Annotated in this window: 28 protein-coding genes and 2 pseudogenes; 14 read left to right on the forward strand and 16 right to left on the reverse strand. The window is 56.0% G+C overall.

The annotated features are described in order from the left end of the window. The 9 genes and pseudogenes from RMS03_RS03390 to lexA all read right to left on the reverse strand — a co-directional run. Positions 1–432: glutathione S-transferase N-terminal domain-containing protein (locus RMS03_RS03390; protein WP_310625700.1), on the reverse strand; the 432-nt coding region annotated here is incomplete at its 3' end. 9 nt (positions 433–441) lie between these two features. Beyond that, positions 442–1,704: an acyl-CoA dehydrogenase family protein gene (locus RMS03_RS03395; protein ID WP_310625701.1), complete on the reverse strand. Its 1,263-nt coding sequence runs from the start codon at positions 1,702–1,704 to the stop codon at positions 442–444. 25 nt (positions 1,705–1,729) lie between these two features. Further along, positions 1,730–2,809, reverse strand: coding sequence for a phosphotransferase (locus RMS03_RS03400; RefSeq protein WP_310625702.1), 1,080 nt, complete (start codon positions 2,807–2,809; stop codon positions 1,730–1,732). Positions 2,810–2,822: 13 nt separating this feature from the next. Next, positions 2,823–3,542, reverse strand: a complete 720-nt coding sequence (locus RMS03_RS03405; RefSeq protein WP_310625703.1) for a Crp/Fnr family transcriptional regulator — start codon at positions 3,540–3,542, stop codon at positions 2,823–2,825. 80 nt (positions 3,543–3,622) lie between these two features. Beyond that, positions 3,623–3,889 carry a hypothetical protein gene (locus RMS03_RS03410; protein WP_310625704.1) on the reverse strand — a complete coding sequence of 89 codons (267 nt, stop codon included), beginning with the start codon at positions 3,887–3,889 and terminating at the stop codon, positions 3,623–3,625. Positions 3,890–3,895: 6 nt separating this feature from the next. Then, positions 3,896–4,828 (reverse strand): annotated as a pseudogene (locus RMS03_RS03415) (3-hydroxyacyl-CoA dehydrogenase family protein); the annotation flags it as partial. Positions 4,829–4,876: 48 nt separating this feature from the next. Next, the gene (locus RMS03_RS03420; RefSeq protein WP_310625705.1) at positions 4,877–5,884 is read right to left on the reverse strand and encodes a D-2-hydroxyacid dehydrogenase family protein; all 1,008 of its coding nucleotides are present in this window, start codon (positions 5,882–5,884) and stop codon (positions 4,877–4,879) included. A gap of 88 nt (positions 5,885–5,972) precedes the next feature. Next, positions 5,973–6,209, reverse strand: coding sequence for a hypothetical protein (locus RMS03_RS03425; protein ID WP_310625706.1), 237 nt, complete (start codon positions 6,207–6,209; stop codon positions 5,973–5,975). 13 nt (positions 6,210–6,222) lie between these two features. Next, complete coding sequence (lexA, locus tag RMS03_RS03430) at positions 6,223–6,879, reverse strand: transcriptional repressor LexA (RefSeq protein ID WP_310625707.1); 657 nt, start codon at positions 6,877–6,879, stop codon at positions 6,223–6,225. Between the two features lie 95 nt (positions 6,880–6,974). Here lexA and RMS03_RS03435 point away from each other — a divergent pair, with 95 nt between their 5' ends. Next, positions 6,975–7,880: an asparaginase gene (locus tag RMS03_RS03435; RefSeq protein WP_310625708.1), complete on the forward strand. Its 906-nt coding sequence runs from the start codon at positions 6,975–6,977 to the stop codon at positions 7,878–7,880. Positions 7,881–7,964: 84 nt separating this feature from the next. Here RMS03_RS03435 and adk read toward each other — a convergent pair whose 3' ends face one another. From adk to RMS03_RS03465, 6 genes are all read right to left on the reverse strand, one after another. Continuing rightward, complete coding sequence (adk, locus tag RMS03_RS03440) at positions 7,965–8,621, reverse strand: adenylate kinase (protein WP_310625709.1); 657 nt, start codon at positions 8,619–8,621, stop codon at positions 7,965–7,967. A gap of 66 nt (positions 8,622–8,687) precedes the next feature. Then, positions 8,688–9,449, reverse strand: a complete 762-nt coding sequence (kdsB, locus tag RMS03_RS03445) for a 3-deoxy-manno-octulosonate cytidylyltransferase (protein ID WP_310625710.1) — start codon at positions 9,447–9,449, stop codon at positions 8,688–8,690. Next, positions 9,450–9,632: a Trm112 family protein gene (locus RMS03_RS03450; RefSeq protein WP_310625711.1), complete on the reverse strand. Its 183-nt coding sequence runs from the start codon at positions 9,630–9,632 to the stop codon at positions 9,450–9,452. Continuing rightward, entirely contained in the window at positions 9,622–10,674 is a 1,053-nt protein-coding gene (lpxK, locus tag RMS03_RS03455) for a tetraacyldisaccharide 4'-kinase (protein ID WP_310625712.1), read from the reverse strand. Before lpxK ends, RMS03_RS03450 begins: the two co-directional genes overlap by 11 nt. 6 nt (positions 10,675–10,680) lie before the next feature. Continuing rightward, positions 10,681–11,106: a biopolymer transporter ExbD gene (locus RMS03_RS03460; RefSeq protein ID WP_310625713.1), complete on the reverse strand. Its 426-nt coding sequence runs from the start codon at positions 11,104–11,106 to the stop codon at positions 10,681–10,683. Positions 11,107–11,119: 13 nt separating this feature from the next. Then, positions 11,120–11,746, reverse strand: a complete 627-nt coding sequence (locus RMS03_RS03465) for a MotA/TolQ/ExbB proton channel family protein (protein WP_310625714.1) — start codon at positions 11,744–11,746, stop codon at positions 11,120–11,122. Positions 11,747–11,997: 251 nt separating this feature from the next. Here RMS03_RS03465 and xseA point away from each other — a divergent pair, with 251 nt between their 5' ends. After that, positions 11,998–13,281 (forward strand): exodeoxyribonuclease VII large subunit, encoded by a 1,284-nt coding sequence (xseA, locus tag RMS03_RS03470; RefSeq protein ID WP_310625715.1) that lies wholly within the window; start codon positions 11,998–12,000, stop codon positions 13,279–13,281. A gap of 35 nt (positions 13,282–13,316) precedes the next feature. Then, positions 13,317–13,898: a Fe-Mn family superoxide dismutase gene (locus RMS03_RS03475; RefSeq protein WP_310625716.1), complete on the forward strand. Its 582-nt coding sequence runs from the start codon at positions 13,317–13,319 to the stop codon at positions 13,896–13,898. 132 nt (positions 13,899–14,030) lie between these two features. On the opposite strand, the gene RMS03_RS03480 is transcribed toward RMS03_RS03475, so the two are convergent. Then, a complete protein-coding gene (locus RMS03_RS03480; RefSeq protein ID WP_310625717.1) occupies positions 14,031–14,474 on the reverse strand; it encodes a DUF192 domain-containing protein in 444 nt (147 codons plus the stop codon). 109 nt (positions 14,475–14,583) lie between these two features. Here RMS03_RS03480 and RMS03_RS03485 point away from each other — a divergent pair. The 11 genes and pseudogenes from RMS03_RS03485 to RMS03_RS03535 form a co-directional block, all read left to right on the forward strand. Then, positions 14,584–14,985: pseudogene (locus RMS03_RS03485) on the forward strand (isocitrate/isopropylmalate family dehydrogenase); the annotation flags it as partial. 47 nt (positions 14,986–15,032) lie between these two features. Next, a complete protein-coding gene (clpS, locus tag RMS03_RS03490) occupies positions 15,033–15,380 on the forward strand; it encodes an ATP-dependent Clp protease adapter ClpS (RefSeq protein ID WP_310625718.1) in 348 nt (115 codons plus the stop codon). A gap of 113 nt (positions 15,381–15,493) precedes the next feature. Beyond that, the gene (gene clpA / locus RMS03_RS03495; protein ID WP_310625719.1) at positions 15,494–17,824 is read left to right on the forward strand and encodes an ATP-dependent Clp protease ATP-binding subunit ClpA; all 2,331 of its coding nucleotides are present in this window, start codon (positions 15,494–15,496) and stop codon (positions 17,822–17,824) included. Between the two features lie 147 nt (positions 17,825–17,971). After that, positions 17,972–18,691: a YebC/PmpR family DNA-binding transcriptional regulator gene (locus tag RMS03_RS03500; protein ID WP_310625720.1), complete on the forward strand. Its 720-nt coding sequence runs from the start codon at positions 17,972–17,974 to the stop codon at positions 18,689–18,691. Continuing rightward, positions 18,688–19,995, forward strand: coding sequence for a phosphoribosylamine--glycine ligase (gene purD / locus RMS03_RS03505; RefSeq protein ID WP_310625721.1), 1,308 nt, complete (start codon positions 18,688–18,690; stop codon positions 19,993–19,995). The genes RMS03_RS03500 and purD overlap by 4 nt, the downstream gene beginning before the upstream one ends. Before the next feature lie 11 nt (positions 19,996–20,006). Next, complete coding sequence (locus RMS03_RS03510; RefSeq protein ID WP_310625722.1) at positions 20,007–20,666, forward strand: 1-acyl-sn-glycerol-3-phosphate acyltransferase; 660 nt, start codon at positions 20,007–20,009, stop codon at positions 20,664–20,666. Positions 20,667–20,670: 4 nt separating this feature from the next. Further along, entirely contained in the window at positions 20,671–21,624 is a 954-nt protein-coding gene (hemF, locus tag RMS03_RS03515; protein ID WP_310625723.1) for an oxygen-dependent coproporphyrinogen oxidase, read from the forward strand. A gap of 10 nt (positions 21,625–21,634) precedes the next feature. Continuing rightward, entirely contained in the window at positions 21,635–22,255 is a 621-nt protein-coding gene (nadD, locus tag RMS03_RS03520; protein WP_310625724.1) for a nicotinate (nicotinamide) nucleotide adenylyltransferase, read from the forward strand. Positions 22,256–22,267: 12 nt separating this feature from the next. Next, on the forward strand, positions 22,268–23,056 hold the full coding sequence (rsfS, locus tag RMS03_RS03525) for a ribosome silencing factor (protein ID WP_310625725.1): 789 nt from the start codon (positions 22,268–22,270) through the stop codon (positions 23,054–23,056). Beyond that, positions 23,053–23,520: a 23S rRNA (pseudouridine(1915)-N(3))-methyltransferase RlmH gene (gene rlmH, locus RMS03_RS03530; RefSeq protein WP_310625726.1), complete on the forward strand. Its 468-nt coding sequence runs from the start codon at positions 23,053–23,055 to the stop codon at positions 23,518–23,520. Before rsfS ends, rlmH begins: the two co-directional genes overlap by 4 nt. Positions 23,521–23,555: 35 nt before the next feature. After that, complete coding sequence (locus RMS03_RS03535) at positions 23,556–24,182, forward strand: Maf family protein (RefSeq protein WP_310625727.1); 627 nt, start codon at positions 23,556–23,558, stop codon at positions 24,180–24,182. Positions 24,183–24,194: the final 12 nt, after the last annotated feature.

Consider the following 24,194-nt stretch of genomic DNA (forward strand, 5'->3'; position numbering starts at 1 on the left):
ATACAGGCGTTTGGCTTCATTGGTGTAGCGGTTGTAGGCATAGTCAATCTTCTCTGGCGCATAAATGCGAAAGTGATGTGCTTGGCCCAACATCGGACCTACACCGCCCATTTGAAACATGATCCATTGCAGTACTTCGAATTTAGCGCGCCCACTTTTGGGTAAAAATTTACTGGTTTTGGCCGCGAGGTACAACAAGATGGCGCCTGATTCAAACAGACTGATGGGTTTGCCGTCAGGCCCATGCGGATCTACCAAAGCTGGGATTTTGTTGTTGGGACTGATCTTTAAAAATTCAGGCTTGAATTGGTCGCCCTGACCAATGTGAATGGGGTGCGCCAGCCAATCACGGCCCAAGCGCAAGCCACACTCTTCAAGCATGATGTGTACTTTGTGTCCGTTGGGCGTAGCCCAAGAGTAAACGTCGATCATTTGGATTCCTTAGCAACCGCGTGTGATGGGGATTTCAACCTCTTGTGGTGCAGTGGCCATATGCTTGGCCAGTTCAAGTTTGGCGATGGATTGGCGATGCACCTCGTCAGGCCCATCGGCCAAGCGCAGTGTGCGTTGGTTGGCGTAGGAGTATGCCAAAGGAAAATCATCCGATACGCCTGCTGCTCCATGCGCCTGAATGGCCCAGTCAATGATTTGGCAAGCCATGTTGGGCGCCATCACTTTGATCATCGCAATTTCTGCGCGCGCGGCCTTGTTGCCCACGGTGTCCATCATGTACGCGGCTTTGAGGGTGAGTAAGCGGGCTTGCTCAATCATGATGCGTGCATCTGCAATGCGCTCATGCCAGACACCTTGTGCCGAGACCGGTTTGCCAAAAGCCACGCGGCTGCTGATGCGTTTGCACAGCAACTCCAGCGCACGCTCTGTGGCGCCAATGGTGCGCATGCAGTGATGGATACGGCCTGGGCCTAAGCGGCCTTGTGCGATCTCAAAGCCTCGGCCTTCGCCGAGCAATATGTTTTCAACGGGGATACGCACATCGGTGAGTGCGACTTCCATGTGGCCATGTGGTGCATCGTCATAGCCAAACACGTTCAAGGGGCGAAGCACTTTGACGCCGACTGCATTCGCAGGGACGACCACCATGCTTTGTTGTGCATGGCGTGGCGCATCGGGATTGGTTTTCCCCATCACGATGTAGACCGCACAGCGTGGGTCCCCAGCACCTGAGCTCCACCACTTGGTGCCATTGATGACGTACACATCGCCTTCGCGCACGATGCTGCATTGAATGTTGGTGGCATCGGATGAGGCGGCCGCAGGCTCCGTCATCAAAAAAGCCGAGCGAATGTCGCCGTGCAGCAAGGGCTCTAGCCATTGGTCTTTCAAGGCTTCGCTAGCGTAGCGCTCAAAAGTCTCCATATTGCCTGTGTCAGGGGCTGAGGAGTTGAACACTTCCGCAGCAAACGGCACGCGGCCCATGATTTCACACAAGGGCGCGTATTCCAAATTGCTCAAGCCCTCCAGCGCACGTGGACTGCGTGGCAAAAACAAGTTCCACAAACCTGTGGCACGCGCCTTGGGTTTGAGCTCCTCCACGAGTTGGGTGGGAACCCACGCATTGCCTTTGGCGCGGTTGGCCGAAATCTCTTGGTAGAAACGTTTTTCGTTGGGATAGATGTGCTCGTCCATGAAGGCGAGTAGCCGAGTTTGTAGGCCTTTGACTTTGTCGGTGTAGTCGAAGTTCATGGTGGTTTTTCCTTGTCTCTATTTCTTAGGCTTGTTGTGCAAATTGCCATGCCAGCTCGGCCATGGGGCGTGCCCCTGCGCCGTTGGCTTTGGCTTGGTCGCTGGAGGCGGTGCCTGCTTCGACGCGCTTGGCAATACCTTGCAAAATGGCTGCAATGCGGAACATGTTGTAGGCGAGGTAAAAGTTCCAATCCGCTTTCAAGTCGGCAGGTGTGGCCAAACCTGTGCGGTCGCAATAGCGGTGGATGTAGTCCGTCTCGCTTGGGATGCCTAGGGCGGCGATGTTCATGCCGCCAATGCCTCTGAATGTGCCAGGTGGGATGTGCCAGCCCATGCACAAGTAGCTGAAGTCGGCCAGTGGGTGGCCGAGGGTGGAGAGCTCCCAATCCAACACGGCTAGCACACGGGGTTCAGTGGGGTGAAACATCAAATTGTCGAGACGGTAGTCACCGTGGACGATGCTCACCTTACTGGCGTCTTGTGCGCTGGCGGGCATGTTGGCGGGCAGCCATGCCATGAGTTTGTCCATTTCAGGAATCGGCTGCGTGACAGAGGCGAGGTATTGCTTGATCCAACGCCCAATTTGGCGCTCAAAGTAATTGCCTGGGCGTCCATAGCTTTCGAGCCCGTGCGCCGCAAAATTGACAGTGTGAAGCGCTGCGATTACGCGGTTCATCTCGTCGTAGATGGCGCTGCGTTTGGCGTTGTTCATGCTGGGCAGGGTTTGGTCCCAAAGCACACGCCCAGGCACAAATGCCATCACATAAAAGGCCCGGCCAATGATGGACTCGTCTTCACACAGCACATGCATTTCGGGGACGGGCACTTCGGTGCCATGCAGTCCTTGCATGACTTTGAATTCGCGCTCAATCGCGTGGGCCGAAGGCAGCAGCTTGGCCACGGGGCCAGGTTTGGTACGCATCACATAGCGCTTGCTGGGTGTGCTGAGTTGATAGGTGGGGTTAGATTGGCCGCCTTTGAACATGTCCAGTGAGATCGGACCTTCAAAGCGGGGCAGGTGCTGACCAAGCCATGTGGCCAGCGCGGCAGTATCGATGCTGTGTGCTGGATGCATCAGCTGGGAAAGGGCGGTGTCCCTGCTCATGCGCACGCGCCAGTCAGTGGGCGGCTTCGCTGATGTGTAACAAGGCGTCGCGGTTGCGAATCACCAAACCACCCGGCTCGATGCGGATGGCTTCTTCGCGTTCCATGGCTTTGAGTTCTTGGTTCACGCGTTGGCGTGATGCACCCAAGAGTTGCGCCAATTCTTCTTGCGCCAAATGCAGGCCGCTGCGCATCTCTTGTGTATTGGTGAGACTTTGCACACCGTAGCTGCGCGCCAAGTGCAGCAGTTGCTTGGCCAAGCGTGAACGTAAAGGCAGGGTGTTGAGGTCTTCCACCAAACCGAAGAGTTGGCGAATGCGACGCGCTTGCAAGCGCAACATGGCTTCGTAAAACTCCACATGTTGGCTGAGAATTTTTTGAAAGTCCGCCTTGCCGAGGCACAAAATAGTAGTGTCGCCATGGGCGTACACGTCGTGCGTGCGGCGATCGCCGTCCAGAATCGCCACGTCGCCAAACCAAATCCCAGGCTCTACATACGTGAACGTGACTTGCTTGCCCGACAGCGATGTGGAACTGACGCGTATCGCGCCCTTGGCACAGGCCATCCACTCTTCGGCTGGATCGCCGCGTGCGGCGATTAAGTCGCTGTCTCTGCATCGTTTGACGTAAGCGCATCGAAGAATGTCATGCCTGAGTGAGGGTGAAAGTGATGAGAACCAACGTCCTGCGTTGATGGCCTCACGTTCTTCGATATTAAGAATAGGATCGTCCATCGCTTGTCTTTTGTGTGACCTCAAAGTAAGAATTTGTCACTCAGGAGACCCGTTTGATGAGCGGGGTTTGAGTGGTGTGATTATTTGTAAATGGGGTAGTCTTTGCTCAGAAAGGCTTGGATGCCAGCGCCTGCATTGGGGTGATGCAAATTTTTCACAAAGTGGTTGCGCTCTTGCGCTAACTGGTGGGTACGCGATTGCGTACTGGCATCGTTGACGAGTTCTTTGATGCTATCCATCACGTTCGCGGCGCGTGCATCCGCGCCCATGGCGTTGCGTAACGCGGGGTCTGACAAGGACAAGATCAAGATCGGATCTTGGTTGGTGCTTTTGCGTTGTGTGCTCATGGGGGTTCAACTTTCGACGTGCAACAGGCTCAAGCCCAAGGCACCCCGGCGGCGTAACCACGGGCTAGGGCGGTAGCGGGTGTCGCCGTACACAGTTTGCACATTGAAGAGCACTTCCAAAATTTCGGTAGGCCCATATTTGTCGCCCATCGTCAGCGGGCCCATGGTGTGACCTAGGTCGAACGCGCCTGTGGCCTCCAATGATTGCGGTGTGCAGATGCCTTGCTGGCACATGTCGCACGCAATGTTGATGATGTGCGCTACCACGCGTTGCGTCACAAAGCCAGCGCTGTCACGGATCACCGTCACGGCTTTGCCATCGCTGGCAAACAGGGCGTGAGCAGCGTTGCGCATGTCTGCACGCGTGGCAGGGCTGGTGGCCAGCACGCGACGTTGTGTGAGCTTGTCGTCAATCAACATGTCGATGCCGACGGTGCGGGCGGGGTCGAGACGTTCGACAATGGCCACGGTAGTCACATCAAAGCCCAAGGGTGCCACGATGGACAGCGCTTGTGCCGAGGGCGACGCCCCTGTTTCAATCTTGGCACCCAAGTTTTTGAGTAACTGCAACAACTCGGGTCGGCGCATGGCGCGTGTGGACACCCACACAGGGGGCATGTCCGCGACGGTGGGCGTCACGGGTTCGGCGGCTATTTGCGCTGCGCCGTTGACGTATTTGTAGAAGCCTTCGCCTGTTGTTTGACCGCGTGCGCCAGTGGCCAAGCGTTGTGTCAACAGGTTGCTGGGGCGGTAGCGTGGCTCGTGCCAGTACTGTTGGTAGATAGATGTCATGGCTTCGTGGGCGACATCCAAACCTGCGAGGTCTAGCAACTCGAATGGACTGAGTTGGAAGCCCGCCTGGTCGCGCAAGATACGGTCAATGGTGGCGAAGTCGGCGACGCCTTCCAAGGCGATTTGCAGTGCCTCAGTCGCACCGCCTACGATGCCAATTGTTTTGTAGATGGGGTTCATGTGTATGAAACGGCTTTAGCGACGTGCTTGTAGAGCGCCGGGATTGACGATGTTGGTCGGCGTGCCTTTGATGAAGTTCACCACGTTGTCAAAAGCCGTTCCGAAATACAGCTCGTAGCCGTCTTGCTCCACATAGCCGATGTGCGGTGTGCAAATGCAGTTTTCCAAGCGCAGCAACGCGTGGCCTTGCATGATCGGTTCGCTTTCAAACACATCAATGGCGGCCATGCCTGGGCGGCCACGGTTCAAACCTGTGATGAGTGCGTCAGGCTCAATCAATTCGGCGCGTGAGGTGTTGACCAACAAAGCCGTCGGTTTCATGCGACTCAGATCGGCCAGCTTCACAATCCCTCGTGTCTCATCGACCAAGCGCAGATTGAGGGTGAGCACATCGGACTCTGCAAAGAATGCTTCTCTTGATTCAGCCACATTCAAGCCGTCTTTCGCTGCCCGTTCGCGTGAGGCTTCGCTGCCCCACATCAACACGCGCATGCCAAAAGCTTTGCCATAGCCTGCCAAGAGTTGCCCAATTTTGCCGTAGCCCCAAATGCCCAAAGTCTTGCCGCGTAAGACCTGACCTAAGCCAAAATTGGTTGGCATGGAACCCGCTTTGAGGCCGGATTGTTGCCAAGCACCGTGCTTGAGATTGCTAATGTATTGTGGCAGGCGACGCATGGCTGCCATGATCAAGGCCCAAGTTAACTCGGCCGGTGCAATGGGCGAGCCCGAGCCTTCTGCAACCGCAATGCCACGTTCAGTACAGGCGGCAATATCAATGTGGCTGCCCATCTTGCCTGTTTGTGAGATGAGTTTGAGTTTGGGTAACTTGTCCAACAACTGACGCGTGAGGTGTGTGCGTTCGCGAATCAGTACCAACACTTCTGCGTCTTTGAGTCGGGCTGATAACTGACCCACACCTTTGATGGTGTTGGTGTAAACCTTGGCGGGATAAGCTTCTAATTTGGAGGCGCAAGACAGTTTGCGCACGACATCTTGATAGTCGTCGAGGATGACAATATTCATCTCCCAATTGTGCCTTGCGTCGTGATGCTTTCCGACGTGGAAAGGCCTATTTTGCGAGTCCAGTTTGACTGGCCCCGACCTCCAAATGTCAGTGGCGGTTTTCGAGTTCTGCCAAGCGATCGAGTTCGGCGCACACATCGGCCATACGACCAGAGATGACCATACGACCCGCGTTTTTACGGTTGTGTTGGGCTTCCATCACACGGGCTACGCGCAGGGGCAGTGGGCGACGTGTGCTTTGAAAGGCTTGTGCGGGCATAAAACTACGGACGACGTTTTGCAGAGGGTTCAAGAGGCGATAAGCGCCAAAAAGTGCGATGCTCATGGTCGTTCTTTCTTTACATCATCATGGTGTTACGGATCAGGCCGACGGCCAGACCTTCAATTGCAAAGGGCTCACCCGGCTCGACCACAATGGTTTTGAAGTCGGGGTTTTCTGCGAGTAATTCAATGTGACTGTCCGTTTTGAGAAAGCGCTTGACGGTGACGTCTTCGCCCAAGCGCGCCACCACGATTTGGCCGTTCTTAGCATCGCTGGTGGATTGCACAGCTAACAAATCACCATCCATGATGCCAGCGTCGCGCATGGACATGCCGCGTACACGCAGCAAATAGTCGGGCTTGCGTTGGAACAAACTGCTTTCTACAAAATAGGTTTGCTCCACATGCTCTTGCGCCAAGATAGGTGAGCCTGCCGCGACGCGTCCCACCAGTGGTAATGAAAAGCCAGAGGGAGAAGTGCTGAAAGCACTCTCTTGGTAGCTGCGCTGGTTGCCACCTTTGAGGCGAATTCCGCGCGAGGTGCCACTGACCAATTCAATCGCGCCTTTGCGAGCTAAGGCTTGCAGGTGCTCTTCTGCCGCATTGGCTGATTTGAAGCCAAGTTCGTTGGCAATCTCGGCGCGGGTGGGTGGCGAACCAGTGTTGGCAATCGCAGATTGGATGAGCTCCAAGATCTGCTGCTGACGGGCGGTGAGTTTAGGTATTTCAATCATCGGTTCGACTCCTGCACAATGTGTGGCTTGAGGGGGGGGTCTGTTTAGACATCCAGTGACTGTATTTTTAACCAGTTTTTTGAGTTTAGCAAGCTATGAATGTAAAAAAAATTAAAAAAATTGTTGTTTTAGCCACAGGCGGGACGATCGCTGGGCTGGCAATGGATGTGGATCAGCCTCAGAACTACAAGGCAGCCCAAGTCAATGTGGCTCAGTTGCTCCATAGCGTGGTTCCAGCAGGCTTGAACGTGTTGACCGAACAAGTGGCTCAAATCGACAGCAAAGACATGTCATTTGCCGTTTGGCAAAGCTTGTTGGAGCGTGTGGCACATTGGGCGGCGCAAGACGAGGTGCAAGGCGTGGTCATCACCCACGGCACAGACACGTTGGAAGAAACTGCTTATTTTTTGCAAGCCGTTTTGCAACCTAACAAGCCTGTTGCTCTCACCTGTGCGATGCTGCCGGCCAACGCGCCTGAGAGCGACGGCACCGCCAACTTGAAAGAGGCCTTCTCGTGGGTTCAATCGATGGGTTCAGTTGGGGTGTCGGTGGTTTGTGCGGGTCAAGTTCACACAGGTCTTGCCGTGCAAAAAAGTCATAGCCATAAACGCAACCCATTCACGTCACAAGCCCATGTGAGCCACCCAGCATCGCTGCAGATTCCTAGTGTGGCGCAGGTCTTGGCTTGCACGGATTGGCCGCATGTGGCACTTGTGTTTAACCATGTGGGTGCTGATGGCCGCATGGTGCGCACGTTGATGGCTCATGACGCACCTGATGGATGGGTGGCGGCGGGGACGGGCAACGGCACCTTGCACCATGACTTAGAGGCAGCGCTGCTCGATGCGCAAAAGCAAGGCGCACATGTGCTGCGTGCTTCGCGCTGTGCATGGGGCGGCGTGCAATCGCGGGATACAGATGTGTTGCCGTATGCAGGATTGCTCACAGCGGTGCAGGCACGTGTTGCATTGGTGTTGGATTTGATCGCGAGACGGCCATAAGCGGCCAGTGCGTTGTGCGCGGTACAACCCATAAAAAAGACTGCTCTACAGAGCAGCTTTTTCAAACGCAAGGCTTGAAGGGGTTTAAGCCGAAAGGGCTTGGAACGCGCGTTCTTTGATTTCTTCCACCGACCCTGTACCGCTGATGGCTCGGTATTTGGGGGCTGCCGCTGCATCTGCTTTGGCCCAACCAGAGTAGTAATCGACCAGAGGGCGTGTTTGAGCACTGTACACATCCAAACGCTTTTTGACGGTTTCTTCTTTGTCATCGTTGCGTTGGATCAGAGCTTCGCCCGTCACATCGTCTTTGCCTTCCACTTTGGGTGGGTTGAACTTGACATGGTAGGTGCGACCAGAGGCTGGGTGTGAGCGGCGACCACTCATGCGGTCAATGATGGCATCAAACGGCACATCGATTTCCAATACATAGTCCAACTTCACACCTGCGGCTTTCATAGCATCCGCTTGAGGGATGGTGCGTGGGAAACCGTCAAACAAGAAACCATTGGCGCAATCGGCTTGGGCGATGCGCTCTTTGACCAAGTTGATGATGAGGTCGTCGCTGACCAAACCGCCTGCATCCATGACCTTCTTGGCTTCGATGCCTAAGGCTGTGCCAGCTTTCACAGCGGCGCGCAACATATCGCCCGTGGATATTTGAGGGATGCCGTATTTTTGGCAAATGAAGGTGGCCTGTGTGCCCTTACCAGCACCGGGGGCGCCCAACAAAATGAGTCTCATGCTTGGTCCTAATGGTCTACGTTTTATGACTTAGTTGAGGATATCACGTGCTTCCCTTCGAAAGCCTTACGCTGCCTCGCCTAGCAAGGCTCTGACACGCGCCAAATCTTCCAGCGTGTCCACCCCAGGCCCGGGGGAATGATCGGTGATATGCACCGCAATGCGGTGGCCATGCCACATGGCACGCAGCTGTTCGAGCGACTCGGTTACCTCAATCGGCGCTTGCGCCAGCCGAGGGAACTCTCTTAAAAACCCCACGCGGTAGCCATACAGGCCCACATGACGCAGTGGCGCGGGGTCGGGCAGGGCGGTAACGCCTTGGGCAAATCCGTCACGCCACCAAGCAATGGGCGCACGGCTGAAATACAGCGCAGTGTTGCGTGCATCCAGCACGACTTTCACGACATTGGGATTGACAAAGTCCGCCACGTTGTCGATGGCATGTGCCAAGGTGCTCATGCTGCAATCGGGGCGTGTTTGAAGCAGCTGTGCTGCTGCGTCAATGGAGGTGGGGTCGATCAAGGGTTCATCACCCTGCACGTTCACCACCACATCAGTGTCTTGCAGGTCCAGCAAGTCGCAGGCTTCCGCCAAACGGTCGCTGCCAGAGGGGTGATCGGTGCGAGTGAGGACAACGTCAATGTGGTGCGCTTGGCAGGCGGTCACGATGCGGGCGTCATCAGCCGCGACGACTACGCGTGATGCCCCAGAACGTTGGGCACGTTGCACCACCCGTACCACCATGGGTAGCCCCGCAATCTCGGCCAAGGGTTTGTCGGGCAGACGTGATGACGCCATGCGCGCAGGGATCAAAACGCAGAACGACATTTACGCTTCCAACTCGGCGTCTGTGAGTGGGCGTGCTTCGTTTTCCAACAAAACAGGAATGCCATCACGAATGGGGTAAGCCAAACGCGCGCTGCGCGAGATCAGCTCTTGTGTGTCGCGTTTCAATTCCAGTGGGCCTTTGGTCACGGGGCAGACCAAGAGTTCAAGCAGTTTATTGTCCATTTGCGGATGATAACTTTGTGTATCGTGCCGCGGCGAGGTGCAGGTCAATCGCAGCGAGCAACTCGGTTGGCAAGGTGGTTTGTAGGGGGACAGCCCAAGCGTGGGGGTACTGCGACCAAAGTTTGACCGCGTCTTTCTCCGTGCACAGCACGTCGCCTTGTGTAGCGTCGATGTGCAGTTGCCGCAAATTAGCGTGGTCCGCCAGGGCTTGGGTGTGGCGCAAGGTCAAACCTTGTGCGCGAAGCATGGCAAAAAATACCTCGGGTTTGGCAATCCCCGCCAGGGCTTGCACAGGTGTTTGGCCCCAACTGAGCAGTGCGCGTCGTGTGCCATCGGCCTGTACCGCAAAATCGGCCAAGCGACGTGGCACAGCAAACTCGTTCGGCCCTGCGTCGCCTACAGTTTTGACGATTAAGCAAGGCACCTCGTTTTTGGAACTCCCGCGGGTCCATGCTTGACGCGGCCATGCTTCACGCAATGGGCCTGCGGGCAGCAAGTGGCCGTTGCCCACGTCGCGCTCGTCAAACACACACAACTCGAGATCACGGGCCAATGGCCAGTGTTGTAAGCCGTCATCACACACCAGCACTTGCACCTCGGGGTGCTGCGCCACAAGCGCATGCCCAGCGGCCACGCGGCTAGTTCCCACAAAGACCGGCGCTTGGCAGGCTCGGGCGATTAGCAAAGGTTCATCGCCCACGTCTTGTGCCATGCTGCTGGGTGTGACGGCTTGAACGCCCGATGCTTCGCGTCCATAGCCGCGCGACAGCACACCCGCGTGCCAGCCTTGTGCTTTCAGGTGCTGCACCAAGGCGATGGTGACCGGCGTCTTGCCGACGCCGCCAATCATCACATTGCCCACCACGATGACGGGTACAGGCAAATGCGTCACTTGTAGAAAACCGCGCTGGTAAAGCAGCCGGCGCAGCAGCACCAGCAAGCCAAATACCCAGCTCAACGGGAACAAGACGAATACCAGGGCTTGGCCCCAACCACCTTGGCCATTCCAAGCTTGCATCAACGCATGGCGCATGCTTGCCATGGCTGCTTAATCTGCCTTGCTGGTAGAGGACTGGGCTGCGAAGGTGAGTTGGTTCCGCCCATTACGCCGCGCCGCCTCCATCACCATCATCACCGACTGATGGCTGGCGTTGGCATCGGCACTGATGATGATCATGGGGTTGTCGATGGACTGTGTGACTTGCGCCAAAGCTTGGCTCAAGCCTTGCACGTCGCGGCTTTGAACCTCACGTTTGTTCACAGAAAACTGGCCTGCTCGGCTAATGGCTACGATGACTTCGTGAGGGCGTTCTTGCTGCGCCGCTGCATCGGCCACAGGCAAGTTCAGTTGCATTTCAGTGAACTTGCTGTAGGTGGTCGAGAGCATTAAAAAGATCACCGCGACCAACAAAATGTCGATGAATGGGATCAGGTTGATCTCGGGTTCGGGGCTTTTTTCGCGATGGAACTTCATGGCTGTGGCGTCGTTACTTCAGGCGTGCGCGGATGGCCAAAAGATGACGTACAAAACGCTCTGCATCCAACTCAAAACCCAACACGTATGCATCCACACGCGCACGCAAGTAGCGCCAAAACATCAAGGCGGGGATGGCCACGATCAAACCAAAAGCTGTGTTGTAGAGCGCCATGGAGATGCCATGCGCCAGTTGCACAGGGTTGCTGGTGCCAGGTGCTTGTGAGCCAAAGATATCGATCATGCCAATCACTGTGCCCAGCAAGCCTAATAATGGTGCGGCGGAGGCGATGGTGGCCAATGCGACCAAGTATTTTTCTAGGTCATGAGCCGCTTGCCGACCCGCAGACTCCATGCTTGAGCGTAGGTCCTCAGCGCTGATCAGAGGCTCATCCCGCATGGCGTGTAAGCCAGAAGCCAAAATGCGGCCTAGTACCGAGTGATCGTGCAATTGGGTCATTGCATCTTCAGAAGGTAAGTTGTCGTGCGAGGCGTGCAGTGCTTGCTGCAACAAACCGTCAGGCGCAACCAAGTGACGGCGCAGGCTCAGCATGCGTTCGATGACCAAAGCCAAAGCCACAATTGAGCAAGCCAACAATGGCCAAATCGGCCAGCCAGCCGCTTGTATGATGGTGAACAAAGCCAACACTCCCGAGTATTTATTTCGAACAATTATGTCTCACCCGATCACCCACATGAATTGTGGATAACTTTGGGGATAAGCTCTACCCATATTCTTGTTAAACCGCATAAATCCGTTGCTTGAACAAAGTGAACGAAAATTAAGCGACAAAAAAATTATTAAAATCAAAGACTTACTCCGTGGTTTCGTGCTATCGCCCGCAAGTCGGTAGATACGAGAGAAAAATATATTTTGTGGATGAATTCTCTATGCAGCCCCCAGAATCACTAGGTTTGACACCCCGCATCTGGGCAGTCGGTGCCCTGTGCCGCGCTGTTGCAGACATCTTGGAGGGACGTTTTAATCCTGTTGCCGTGCGGGGCGAGATTTCAGGCTTCACGCGGGCAGCCAGCGGGCACTGCTATTTCACGCTCAAAGATGCAAGCGGCCAATTGCGCTGCGCCATGTTCAAACGCGCGGCCCACATGTTGGACTTTCACCCCGTGGATGGCGAGTTGGTCGAAATCAAAGGCCGTTTGAGTCTGTACGAACCACGTGGTGAGCTTCAACTGGTGGTGGAGCACATGCGCCCCGCGGGCCAAGGCGCATGGTTTGAGCAGTTTTTGCAGCTCAAAGCCAAGCTCGAAGCCGAAGGCTTGTTTGATGCCGAGCGCAAACGCCCACTCAAAACCATGCCGCGTGGCATTGGGGTGGTCACTTCACTCGGTGCCGCGGCCTTGCACGATGTGGCCACTGCCTTGCAGCGCCGCGTGCCCCACATTCCCGTGGTGCTTGCGCCGTCCTTGGTGCAAGGGCCGGATGCGCCGCCTACCTTGGTGCAAGCCATTGATCAACTCAGCCAGCACTCCAACATTGACGTCATCTTGCTCGTGCGTGGCGGGGGCTCCATGGAAGACCTGTGGGCTTTCAACGACGAAAACTTGGCCCGAGCCATCGTCAATAGCCCTGTGCCCATCATCAGCGGCGTGGGCCATGAAACCGATTTCACCATTGCCGACTTTTGTGCCGACCTGCGCGCGCCCACGCCCACTGCCGCCGCCGAAATGTGCGCGCTGCCGCAGGCCGAGTTGCAGTCCAACCTGCAGCTTTGGGGCGATGCGCTACAAACCATTGCCCACCGCCAGCTTGACACCCAAGCGCAGCGCTTTGACCGAGCCCAAGCCCGCTTGGGCCGCCCGTCTGAAGGCCTGAGCACAGAGAAACTGCAGCTTTTGCGTTTGCAACAGCGCCTGGGTCAAGCTGTGCAAACCCGGACCCAGCGGTGCCACAACGAACTTGCCACACTCACCAGCGGCTTGGCCCGTGGCGTGCAGCAAACGCCCGCTACCGCCCGCGAGCGACTGCACCGCGCCGCTTTGCGCCTTGACCTGCTCGACCCCAAGTTGGTGTTGCAACGCGGCTTTGCTTGGCTCAGCGATGCCAATGGCCAAGCCGTGACCTCGGTGGCGCAAACCGCAGAAGGCCAAGCTCTGCAAGCAACCCTTGCCGATGGCGTGGTTGATTTGCGTGTGGCACCATCGACTCAAATTTAGTTTTTACAATTCACACTTTTACACAAGAGGACTTCATGGAACACACGCTCCCCGCACTGCCTTACGCCATCGACGCATTGGCCCCTCACTACTCCAAAGAAACCCTGGAGTTCCATCACGGCAAGCACCACAACGCTTACGTTGTGAATCTGAACAACCTACAAAAAGGCACAGAGTTCGAGAGCCTGCCCCTCGAAGAAATTGTCAAGAAGTCCAGCGGTGGCATCTACAACAACGCCGCCCAGATCTGGAACCACACCTTCTTCTGGAGCTGCATGAAGCCACAAGGCGGTGGTGAGCCCGCGGGCGCTTTGGCTGCGGCCATTCATGCCAAGTTCGGCAGCTACGCTGCTTTCAAAGAAGCTTTTGTCAAAAGCGCCGTGGGCAACTTTGGCGCTGGCTGGACATGGTTGGTCAAAAAAGCTGACGGCTCTGTAGACATCGTCAACATGGGCGCAGCGGGCACACCACTGACCACTGGCGACAAAGCCTTGTTGACTGTGGACGTATGGGAACATGCCTACTACATCGACTACCGCAACATGCGTCCTAAGTTTGTCGAGACTTTCCTCGATCAACTGGTGAACTGGTCTTTTGCTGAAAGCAACTTCGCCTAATTCAGCATGTTCTAGCGAGTTTGATGTTCGTTGAAACACAAAAAAGCCGCCTAGTTAGGCGGCTTTTTTGTGGCAGAGCGCGAATGCGATCGTCGCGATTTGGCTTGCTTACTAAATTTTCTAGGCAATCGTTTAGGGCTTAAAGGCAACGCCGCTCAATCGGCTGCCGACCTTCAGCCCTTTTTTGGTAAACCAGCCTTGGTGCATTTCGAGCACAAAACGGACGGGTTTTTCTGAGCAGTGCGAGTCGGTAGTTTGCGGCTTCATGTCGACCAAATTCACGATGGTGCCGTCGTCGGCCACAAAGGCAGCGGTCAATGGCAGCAAGGTATTTTTCATCCAAAAGCACTGCGTGGCAGGTTGCTCAAACACAAACAACATGCCTTCGTGCTGCGGCATGTCCTTGCGAAACATCAGGCCGATGCTGCGTTGGTCTGACGTTTGCGCCACTTGCGTGTCGATCTGATACATCCCTGCTTGCAGCTTGATGCGTGGCAGGTTGGTTTGTGGTGTGTCTTGGGCGATGGCACAAAAGACCAAGCCAGACAAGAGGAGGGTGAGCAGTGCGCGTTTCATGACGCAGACTGTAGCGCACCGCCCTGCGAGAGGCCTTGTGCCGCTTGGTTGCTGTCATGGCTGGCCTAGAATCAAAAACCAAATTACAGCCCCCGAAAAAGCATTGCTCATGTCTTATCAGCACATCCAAGTGCCCGCCGCAGGTCAAAAAATCACGGTCAATGCGGACACATCATTGAACGTGCCAGACCACCCGATCATTTCGTTCATCCTAGGCGACGGCGTGGGGCAAGACGTCACGCCTGTCATGCGCAAGGTGGTGGATGCTGCGGTTGCCAGCGCCTACGGCAGTAAGCGCCAAATTCATTGGATGGGGCTGTTTGCTGGCGAGAAGGCCACGAAGGTCTAGGGCCCTGGCATGTGGCTACCTGAAGAAACAGCCCAAGCCATGCGCGAGTACAAGGTGTCTATCAAAGGCCCACTCAACACCCCTGTGGGCGGCGGTATTCGGTCGCTCAACGTCGTCTTGCGCCAAGCACTCGATTTGTTTGTGTGCCTGCGCCCCGTGCAGGTGCCAACGCATAGCCGATCTCTTTGCTGCCTCGATAGAATCAACCCATGGCCACTCAAAAACCAACTCCCAAAGTCCAATTGCCCGATCGCGACGATGGCGGATCGGTTGTTTTAGAGCGTTTGACGCAACGCACCAAGCCACCACAGATGTTTCAGGTGCTGATGCTCAATGACGACTTCACGCCCATGGAGTTTGTGGTGATGGTGCTGCAAGAGTTTTTCAGCAAAGACCGAGAAGCAGCCACGCAAATCATGTTGCAAATCCATTTGGATGGCAAAGGCGTGTGTGGGGTGTACAGCAAAGACATTGCAGCGACCAAAGTCGATCAAGTGTTAGATGCCGCACGCAAAGCAGGGCACCCCCTGAAATGCGTCGCAGAGCCGATTGAGTGAGCCCCGCGTGACAAACAGGAGCAATCGTTTGCACATATCCACAAACCTATTGAATAAACGGCTTTCGTTTCCATATACAGTTAATCATCAGTTGCAAGCACGAAGGAAAACACATGATCGCCCAGGAACTTGAAGTCAGCTTGCACATGGCCTTTGTCGAGGCCCGTCAGCAACGACACGAATTCATCACCGTTGAGCATTTGCTGTTGGCATTGCTTGACAACCCAAGCGCCGCTGAAGTGCTGCGCGCTTGTTCAGCCAATATCGACGACTTGCGCAAGTTGCTCTCTAACTTCATTGCCGACAACACGCCTCAGGTTGCGGGAACAGAAGAAGTGGATACACAGCCGACGTTGGGCTTTCAACGCGTGATTCAACGTGCGATCATGCATGTGCAGTCCACTGGCAATGGCAAAAAAGAAGTGACTGGTGCCAATGTGTTGGTGGCCATCTTTGGTGAAAAAGATTCCCACGCGGTGTACTACCTCCACCAACAAGGCGTGACCCGGTTGGACGTGGTGAACTTCATTGCCCACGGCATCCAAAAGAGCGACCCACCTGAGGCCGTCAAGGGCAGCGAGTCGACCCACGCCGAGCAAGAAGAGGGCGCTGCGTCTGACAAGAACGAAAAAGCTTCGCCACTGGAGCAGTTCACCCAAAACCTCAACCAAGCCGCCAAAGACGGCAAGATTGACCCGCTGATTGGCCGTGAGTACGAGGTCGAGCGCACCATCCAAATCTTGTGTCGCCGCCGCAAAAATAACCCACTGTTGGTGGGTGAGGCAGGCGTTGGCAAGACCGCGATTGCCGAAGGCTTGGCTTGGCGCATCACCCAAAAAGACGTGCCTGAAATCTTGGCCGAAGCTGTTGTTTATTCGCTGGATATGGGCGCTTTGCTGGCCGGCACCAAATACCGTGGTGACTTTGAGCAACGCTTGAAGGGCGTGATCAAGAACTTGCAAGGCAAGCCCAACGCGATTTTGTTCATCGACGAAATCCACACACTGATTGGCGCTGGCGCTGCTTCGGGTGGCACGCTGGATGCATCCAACTTGCTCAAACCTGCTTTGTCGAGCGGTCAACTCAAGTGCATTGGCGCCACCACCTTCACCGAATACCGTGGCATTTTTGAAAAAGACGCTGCCTTAAGTCGTCGCTTCCAAAAAGTGGATGTGGTCGAGCCCACCGTGTCTGAAACCGTGGACATCCTCAAAGGTCTCAAGTCGCGCTTTGAAGAGCACCACAACGTCAAGTACGCCGTGGCTGCGCTGCAAGCCGCTGCCGAGCTGAGCGCCAAGTACATCAACGACCGCCAATTGCCAGACAAGGCGATTGACGTGATTGACGAAGCCGGTGCCGCACAACGCATCTTGGTGGCGTCCAAACGCAAGAAAACCATTGGCAAGGCTGAGATCGAAGACATCGTGGCCAAGATCGCGCGCATCCCGCCCGCCAACGTGTCCAACGACGACCGCGGCAAGCTGCAAACCATCGAGCGCGATTTGAAGAGTGTGGTGTTCGGCCAAGACAAGGCACTCGAAGTGCTGGCCTCGTCCGTGAAAATGGCGCGCTCTGGCCTCGGCAAAGCCGACAAGCCGATTGGCGCCTTCTTGTTCAGTGGCCCCACGGGCGTGGGCAAGACCGAAGCGGCCAAGCAATTGGCCTACATCATGGGTATCGATTTGATTCGCTTTGACATGTCGGAGTACATGGAGCGCCACGCCGTGAGCCGCCTGATTGGCGCGCCGCCTGGCTATGTGGGCTTTGACCAAGGCGGCTTGCTGACCGAGGCCGTGACCAAGAAGCCGCATTGCGTGCTGTTGCTCGATGAAATTGAAAAGGCCCATCCCGACATCTTCAACGTGCTGTTGCAGGTGATGGACCACGGCACCTTGACCGACAACAACGGCCGCAAAGCCGACTTCCGCAACGTCATCCTCATCATGACAACCAACGCGGGCGCTGAGACCATGAACAAGGCCACCATTGGCTTCACCAACCCCCGTGTGGCGGGCGACGAAATGGGCGACATCAAGCGCTTGTTCACACCCGAGTTCCGCAACCGTTTGGATGCCATTGTGGGCTTCAAGGCCCTGGACGAGAACGTCATCATGCGCGTGGTCGACAAGTTCTTGTTGCAACTCGAAGGCCAGTTGGCTGAGAAGAAAGTGGACGTCACCTTCAGCGACGCGCTGCGCAAGCACTTGGCCAAGAAGGGCTTTGACCCACTGATGGGTGCACGTCCGATGCAGCGTCTAATTCAAGACACGATTCGCAAAGCCTTGGCCGACGAGTTGTTGTTTGGGCGCTTGACCGAAGGCGGCCGCTTGAGTGTGGACATCGACGACAAAGAAGAAGTGTTGCTCGACATTCAGCCCTTGCCTAAGAAGGAAAAAGCTGCCAAAGGCGAGCACAGCGCTTCCGAGGAGCCTGCGGCGACTTAAAGCGGTACCACCGCAGTTCCTTGAAAAAGCGGCTCGCAACAGCCGTTTTTTTTCACGTCTGAATGCATCTGTGTGCGTCGCTGACGCGGTTTCGCGCAGGTGCGTCACGTAAAATCGTGCTCAGTTGTTAACAACCAAGGATTTCACGTGGCAGGCCATAGCAAATGGGCAAATATTCAGCACCGTAAGGGGCGTCAAGACGAAAAACGCGGCAAGGTTTGGACGCGTATCACGCGTGAAATCATTGTGGCGGCGCGACAAGGTGGTGGTGACTTAAGCCTCAACCCCCGTTTGCGCTTGGCCATTGAAAAAGCCAAAGCTGCGAACATGCCCGCTGACAACATTAAACGCAATGTCGACAAAGCCACAGGCAACCTAGACGGCGTGGTGTACGACGAGATTCGTTACGAAGGCTATGGTGTGGGCGGTGCGGCCATCATTGTGGACGCCATGACCGATAACCGGGTCCGTACCGTGGCCGAAGTGCGTTTTGCGTTCAGTAAAAACGGCGGCAACATGGGCACTGAAGGGTCTGTCGCCTTTCAGTTCAAGCATTGTGGCCAGCTGGTGTTTGCGCCAGGCAGCGATGAAGACAAAATCATGGAAGTCGCCCTCGAAGCAGGTGCAGACGATGTGATCACTGATGACGACGGCGCGATTGAAGTGCTAACGCCGCCTGCCAGCTTTGAGGCTGTCAAAAACGCTTTGTACGCTGCGGGCCTCAAGCCCGAAGTGGCTGAGGTGACCTACCGTGCAGACAACACCATCGAACTCGAGGGTGATGACGCTGCGAAGATGCAAAAACTACTGGACGCGCTAGAAGACCTTGACGATGTGCAAGAGGTCTATCACAACGCAGCACTATGAACGTATTCGTTATTGGCGGCGGTGGCCGCGAACACGCCCTGGCGTGGAAGATTGCTCAATCCAACAAGGTGAAAAAAGTGTTTGTAGCTCCGGGCAACGGCGGCACAGCGCGTGACAAACGCTTGAACAACATCGACATCACCGATGTCAAAGCCCTGCGTGAGTTCGCCCAAAGTAGTGGCGTGGAGTTGACGGTGGTTGGCCCCGAAACACCCTTGGCTGCTGGCGTGGTGGATGAGTTTCGCGCACACGGCCTACGCATCTTTGGCCCGACCCAAGCCGCCGCGCAATTGGAGAGCTCCAAGGCCTTTAGCAAGGCGTTCATGAAACGCCACAACATCCCAACGGCAGAGTACGACACCTTCACCGATGCGCAAGCTGCACACGACTACGTCAACGCCAAAGGTGCCCCCATCGTGGTGAAGGCCGACGGCTTAGTCGCAGGCAAGGGCGTGGTGGTGGCCATGACTGCGGCTGAAGCGCATGAAGCGATTGACTTCATGTTGCTCAACAACAAGCTGGGGGTCAGCCACAACGCAGGCGAGGATGGACAAGCTTTGCCGCGCGTCGTCATCGAAGAATTTTTGCAAGGCGAAGAGGCGAGCTTCATCGTCATGTGCGACGGTAAAACCGTGTTGCCTTTGGCGACCAGTCAAGATCACAAACGTTTGCTGGATGCCGACCTTGGGCCTAACACTGGTGGTATGGGCGCTTATTCGCCAGCCCCTGTGGTCACGCCTGAAGTGCATGCCCGCGCCATGCGTGAAATTATTTTGCCCACCATCAAAGGCATGGAAAAAGACGGTATCCCATTCACTGGCTTTTTGTACGCAGGCTTGATGATCGACCCACAAGGCCACGTCAAAACCCTGGAGTTCAACTGCCGCATGGGGGACCCTGAAACCCAGCCCATCATGGCGCGCTTGAAAACCGATTTGGTAGACGTGTTGTTGGCGGCAACTGCCAGCAACCTCGAAACCCGTTTTGACGACTTTGCATTGGAGTGGGACCGCCGCACCGCTATTGGCGTGGTGTTGGCCGCACATGGCTACCCCATGAATCCGCGCAAAGGTGACGCCATCACAGGCTTGCCCCAAGACAGCGATGACGTGGTGGTATTCCACGCAGGCACGCAACTGAAAGACGGTCAAGTGCTCACCAGTGGTGGGCGCGTGTTGTGTGTGACGGCTTTGGGCGGTACTTTGAAGCAGGCACAGCAGCAGGCCTATGACACCGTTCAAAGCATTCACTTTGACGGCATGCAATACCGCACGGACATTGGCTATCGCGCGATCTCGCGTTAAGTCGCGTTGAGATGAGCACTGAATTCGCCAAACCCGTGTCAGTGCAGTGCAAACCTAATCGGTTGGCTGCATGGCTGGTTCAACTGATGGGCTGGAAAATTGAGTTCAACGGACTCCCTGCCAAGCAAGGTGTGCTCATTGGCTATCCCCACACCAGTAACTGGGACTTTGTGACCATGATGCCCATCAAATGGGCGGTTGGTTTGCCCGTACAGTTCTTTGCCAAAGCAAGCTTGTTTCGCATTCCGTTGTTTGGACGTTGGATTCGCTTCATTGGTGCAGTGCCCATTGACCGCTCATTGCCCCAAGGTGTGGTGGGTGAGATGGTGGATGCGCTCAAGCAACACAAACAAGATGACCGTTTGCTTTGGATTGGTTTGTCACCCGAAGGCACACGCAAGCGAACCGAAGGCTGGCGCAGTGGCTTTTATCAACTCGCCCTGGGGGCCGATGTGCCTTTGTGCATGCTGCGCATTGATTACGGCAACAAGGTGGCGAAGGTCACAGATTTCATGCGTTTGACTGGCGATGTACAAGCAGACTATGCCCGCATTGCGAAGGTCTACAAAGGCGTGAAGGGTTTTCATGCGCATCAAGCTGCACCGATTCGTCCTTTGCCCGCACGCAATGCTGCGAGCGTCAATGCTTCAAGCACCACTTCTTTGAATTAAGTACATGATGACAAATCAAACCCACGCGGATGTGGTCTCCGCTGCACACGATTACCTCATTGGTTTGCAAGGCCGTATCACCCATGCCATCGAAGCTCAAGACGGCCAAGCCAAGTTCTTGGTGAACAAGTGGGACAAAGGCCCGAGCGAGCAGCTGCAAGGCAATGGCATCACTCAAATCTTAGAAAACGGCCTTGTGTTTGAGCGTGCGGGTTGTGGTTTTTCGCGTGTGCGCGGCCCCAAGTTGCCGCCTTCGGCCACACAACATCGCCCCGAGTTGGCGGGCGCACCGTTTGAAGCCATGGGCGTGTCCTTGGTGTTTCACCCTCGCAACCCTTATGTGCCGACGGTTCACATGAATGTGCGCATGATTGCGGCCACACCTGCCAACGGCCCGACCGTTGCTTGGTTTGGTGGCGGCATGGACTTGACGCCTTACTATGGCTACGCCGAAGATGCCAAACACTTCCACCAAGTCTGTCACGATGCCTTACAGCCCTTTGGTGAAGACTTGTACCCACGCTTTAAAACCTGGTGTGACGACTACTTCTGCAACAAACACCGCCATGAGCAGCGAGGCATTGGCGGCATCTTCTTTGATGACTTCTCTGAACTCGGCTTTGAACGCAGCTTTGACATGCTGCGTGGCGTGGGCGATGCATTCTTAGAAGCCTATTTGCCCATCGTGGCGCGCCGCATCAACACGCCCTATGGCGAGCGTGAGCGCAACCACCAGCTCTACCGCCGTGGCCGCTATGTGGAGTTCAATTTGGTATGGGACAGAGGCACACACTTTGGCTTGCAGTCAGGTGGCCGCACCGAATCCATCTTGCTCTCCATGCCGCCTCTGGTGAGCTGGTCGTACCAGCACCAGCCTGAGCCAGGCACGCCAGAACATGACTTGCTGCACGAGTTTTTAGTCCCGCGTGATTGGCTCTGCGTGGGCAAAACGTTGTGAGCCATACCCTGTGAGCCCGCATCCCAAGCGCTTAGGTATCTTTGGCGGTTCGTTTGACCCGCCACACATGGCACACATGGCACTTGCCCAACATGCGTTGGCGCAATTTGCTTTGGACGAACTGCGCATCATCCCCACAGGCGATGCTTGGCACAAATCGCGCACACTCACCCCGTCGCCACACCGTTTAGCCATGACACGCTTGGCTTTTGCTGACGTGCCGCACACCGTGGTAGACCCGCGTGAGCTCAACCGCCAAGGCGCAAGCTACACCGTTGACACACTGCAAGAGCTGCGCACCGAGCAACCCGAGGCCGCGCTGTATTTGTTCATCGGGGCCGATCAAGCCCATGCCTTCCAAACATGGCATCGCTGGCAAGACATTTTGGGCATGGCCACCGTGGTGGTGGCCGAGCGTTCCTTGGGCCCAGCCAAGGGCCTCACCTGTCAGTGGCACAATGCGGTATCCCCCGACGTACAACGCTTGGACATGCCCAGACTGAATGTGAGTGCCACACAAATTCGTGAACACTTCGCACTTGGCACCTCTCCAGCCGCCCCCATGTCCGCGTGGTTGCCTGCCGCTGTGCAGCACTACATTGAAAAACACAGCCTTTACCGTCCTCACTGACCGAACAAAACGATGAACGAAACCTCCGCCAAAAAAGATCTCCAAAAATTGCAACGCACCGTCGTGGATGCGCTGGAAGACGTCAAAGCCCAAGACCTCGTGGTGTTTGACACCGAGCACTTGTCCTCGCTGTTTGAGCGCGTCATCGTCGCGTCTGGTACATCGAATCGTCAAACCAAAGCCTTGGCCGCCAGCGTGCGTGACAAGGTGCGTGAAGGTGGTTTTGGCAAGCCCCGCATTGAAGGCGAAGACAATGGCGAATGGATCATCGTGGACTGCGGTGCTGTGGTTGTGCACGTGATGCAGCCCACCATCCGCAGCTACTACAACCTCGAAGAAATTTGGGGCGAGAAGCCTGTGCGTTTGAAGTTTGGTGCACCAAAGCCTGTCAAAGCGTCTGAGCCAGAAGAGGCGCCTGCTAAGAAGTCGGCTGGCAAAAAGCCCGCAGCTAAGAAAACTGCTGCGGGTGACAAAAAGCCTGCTGCGCGTGGCGCTTCACGCGCTGGTGTAGGCGCGCGCACAGGCGCTGCCAAGCCTGCAACCCGCAGCACCTCCACACGCGGGCCCGCCAACGCAGTACCTGCTAAGACCGCAGCAAAAACAGCATCGAAGAGCACACCTGTCAAAACCGCAACCGCCAAAAAGCCAACCGCAGCGCCTGCCAAGTTGCCTATCGTCAAAGTGGCGCTCAAAGGGGCCAAGTCTTCTGCCAAGTCGGCGGCGCGTACCGCCACCGCCACGGCTGGAAAACCTGCGGCCAAACGCCCCGCTGCTAAAAAGACCACTGTCCGCAAAGCATGAAACTGTGGGTCGTCGCAGTCGGCCAACGTGTGCCCGACTGGGCGCAAACCGCTTGGGACGACTACGCCAAGCGGTTTCCGTCTGAGATCAAGGTCGAACTCAGAGCTGTCAAAACCGAGCCACGCAGCTCTAAAACTCTAGACACCATTTACGCAGCCGAGCGCGAGCGCATCGAAGCCGCGATTCCGCGTGGCTGCCGTATCGTGGCGTTGGATGAACGCGGTACCCACCTCACCACCGTGGCCTTGGCTGCCAAGCTCAAACACTGGCAACTCGAAGCGGATGACGTGGCGCTCGTCATTGGCGGGCCAGATGGCTTATGCCCCGAGTTAAAAAAACAAGCCCACGAGCGCATCCGCATTTCAGACCTTACCCTGCCGCATGCTTTTGCGCGCGTACTGCTGGTGGAGCAGCTCTACCGCGCATGGTCGATCAACGCCAACCATCCTTACCACCGCGAGTGAACCACCCAAGTTCACCGCTCAAGCCAACCCGCGCCATGTCTGACACACCATTCGTTTACCTCGCTTCGCAAAGCCCACGTCGCCGCCAGTTGCTCGAACAGTTGGGGGTGCGCTACCAACTGTTGCTGGCAGATGCAACCGAAGACGGCGAAGCCCTTGAGGTAGTGCTACCCCACGAAACCCCACGCGCCTATGTGCAGCGCGTGACCTTGCTCAAGCTAGAAGCCGCCTTGGCCCGCATGAAGCGCCGTGGCTTACCTGCTGCGCCTGTGTTGTGCAGCGACACTACCGTGGCCCTTGGCAAAATCATTCTGGGCAAACCCGATGACGCCCAACATGCCGCGCAAATTTTGGGTGCATTAAGTGGGCAAACCCACCGCGTGTTGACCTCGGTCGCCGTAGGCACGGTTTCCAAAACGGGCAAGCCATTGAAAACACAGCAAACCTTGAGCATCTCCCATGTGTGCTTTGCGTCGTTGACCCGCACACAGATTCAAACCTACGTTACCAGCGGCGAGCCCATGGGCAAAGCAGGCGCGTATGCCGTGCAGGGCAGGGCAGCGGCATACATTGAGCACATCAGCGGCAGCTACTCTGGCATCATGGGCCTGCCCATGTTTGAAACTGCGAAACTGTTGCATGTGTTTGGATTCAAGATTTAACAGTTAGAAAGC

This window comes from Limnohabitans sp. (genome assembly GCF_031538885.1).
Taxonomy (GTDB): domain Bacteria; phylum Pseudomonadota; class Gammaproteobacteria; order Burkholderiales; family Burkholderiaceae_C; genus Limnohabitans.

Bases quoted from the DNA above. Each gene is read 5' to 3' on its own strand.
- RMS03_RS03395 (WP_310625701.1), bottom strand. From the start codon at position 1,704: ATGAACTTCGACTACACCGACAAAGTCAAAGGCCTACAAACTCGGCTA.
- RMS03_RS03400 (WP_310625702.1), bottom strand. From the start codon at position 2,809: ATGAGCAGGGACACCGCCCTTTCCCAGCTGATGCATCCAGCACACAGC.
- RMS03_RS03405 (WP_310625703.1), bottom strand. From the start codon at position 3,542: ATGGACGATCCTATTCTTAATATCGAAGAACGTGAGGCCATCAACGCA.
- RMS03_RS03410 (WP_310625704.1), bottom strand. From the start codon at position 3,889: ATGAGCACACAACGCAAAAGCACCAACCAAGATCCGATCTTGATCTTG.
- RMS03_RS03420 (WP_310625705.1), bottom strand. From the start codon at position 5,884: ATGAATATTGTCATCCTCGACGACTATCAAGATGTCGTGCGCAAACTG.
- RMS03_RS03425 (WP_310625706.1), bottom strand. From the start codon at position 6,209: ATGAGCATCGCACTTTTTGGCGCTTATCGCCTCTTGAACCCTCTGCAA.
- lexA (WP_310625707.1), bottom strand. From the start codon at position 6,879: ATGATTGAAATACCTAAACTCACCGCCCGTCAGCAGCAGATCTTGGAG.
- RMS03_RS03435 (WP_310625708.1), top strand. From the start codon at position 6,975: ATGAATGTAAAAAAAATTAAAAAAATTGTTGTTTTAGCCACAGGCGGG.
- adk (WP_310625709.1), bottom strand. From the start codon at position 8,621: ATGAGACTCATTTTGTTGGGCGCCCCCGGTGCTGGTAAGGGCACACAG.
- kdsB (WP_310625710.1), bottom strand. From the start codon at position 9,449: ATGTCGTTCTGCGTTTTGATCCCTGCGCGCATGGCGTCATCACGTCTG.
- RMS03_RS03450 (WP_310625711.1), bottom strand. From the start codon at position 9,632: ATGGACAATAAACTGCTTGAACTCTTGGTCTGCCCCGTGACCAAAGGC.
- lpxK (WP_310625712.1), bottom strand. From the start codon at position 10,674: ATGGCAAGCATGCGCCATGCGTTGATGCAAGCTTGGAATGGCCAAGGT.
- RMS03_RS03460 (WP_310625713.1), bottom strand. From the start codon at position 11,106: ATGAAGTTCCATCGCGAAAAAAGCCCCGAACCCGAGATCAACCTGATC.
- xseA (WP_310625715.1), top strand. From the start codon at position 11,998: ATGCAGCCCCCAGAATCACTAGGTTTGACACCCCGCATCTGGGCAGTC.
- RMS03_RS03475 (WP_310625716.1), top strand. From the start codon at position 13,317: ATGGAACACACGCTCCCCGCACTGCCTTACGCCATCGACGCATTGGCC.
- RMS03_RS03480 (WP_310625717.1), bottom strand. From the start codon at position 14,474: ATGAAACGCGCACTGCTCACCCTCCTCTTGTCTGGCTTGGTCTTTTGT.
- clpS (WP_310625718.1), top strand. From the start codon at position 15,033: ATGGCCACTCAAAAACCAACTCCCAAAGTCCAATTGCCCGATCGCGAC.
- clpA (WP_310625719.1), top strand. From the start codon at position 15,494: ATGATCGCCCAGGAACTTGAAGTCAGCTTGCACATGGCCTTTGTCGAG.
- purD (WP_310625721.1), top strand. From the start codon at position 18,688: ATGAACGTATTCGTTATTGGCGGCGGTGGCCGCGAACACGCCCTGGCG.
- RMS03_RS03510 (WP_310625722.1), top strand. From the start codon at position 20,007: ATGAGCACTGAATTCGCCAAACCCGTGTCAGTGCAGTGCAAACCTAAT.
- hemF (WP_310625723.1), top strand. From the start codon at position 20,671: ATGATGACAAATCAAACCCACGCGGATGTGGTCTCCGCTGCACACGAT.
- rsfS (WP_310625725.1), top strand. From the start codon at position 22,268: ATGAACGAAACCTCCGCCAAAAAAGATCTCCAAAAATTGCAACGCACC.
- rlmH (WP_310625726.1), top strand. From the start codon at position 23,053: ATGAAACTGTGGGTCGTCGCAGTCGGCCAACGTGTGCCCGACTGGGCG.
- RMS03_RS03535 (WP_310625727.1), top strand. From the start codon at position 23,556: ATGTCTGACACACCATTCGTTTACCTCGCTTCGCAAAGCCCACGTCGC.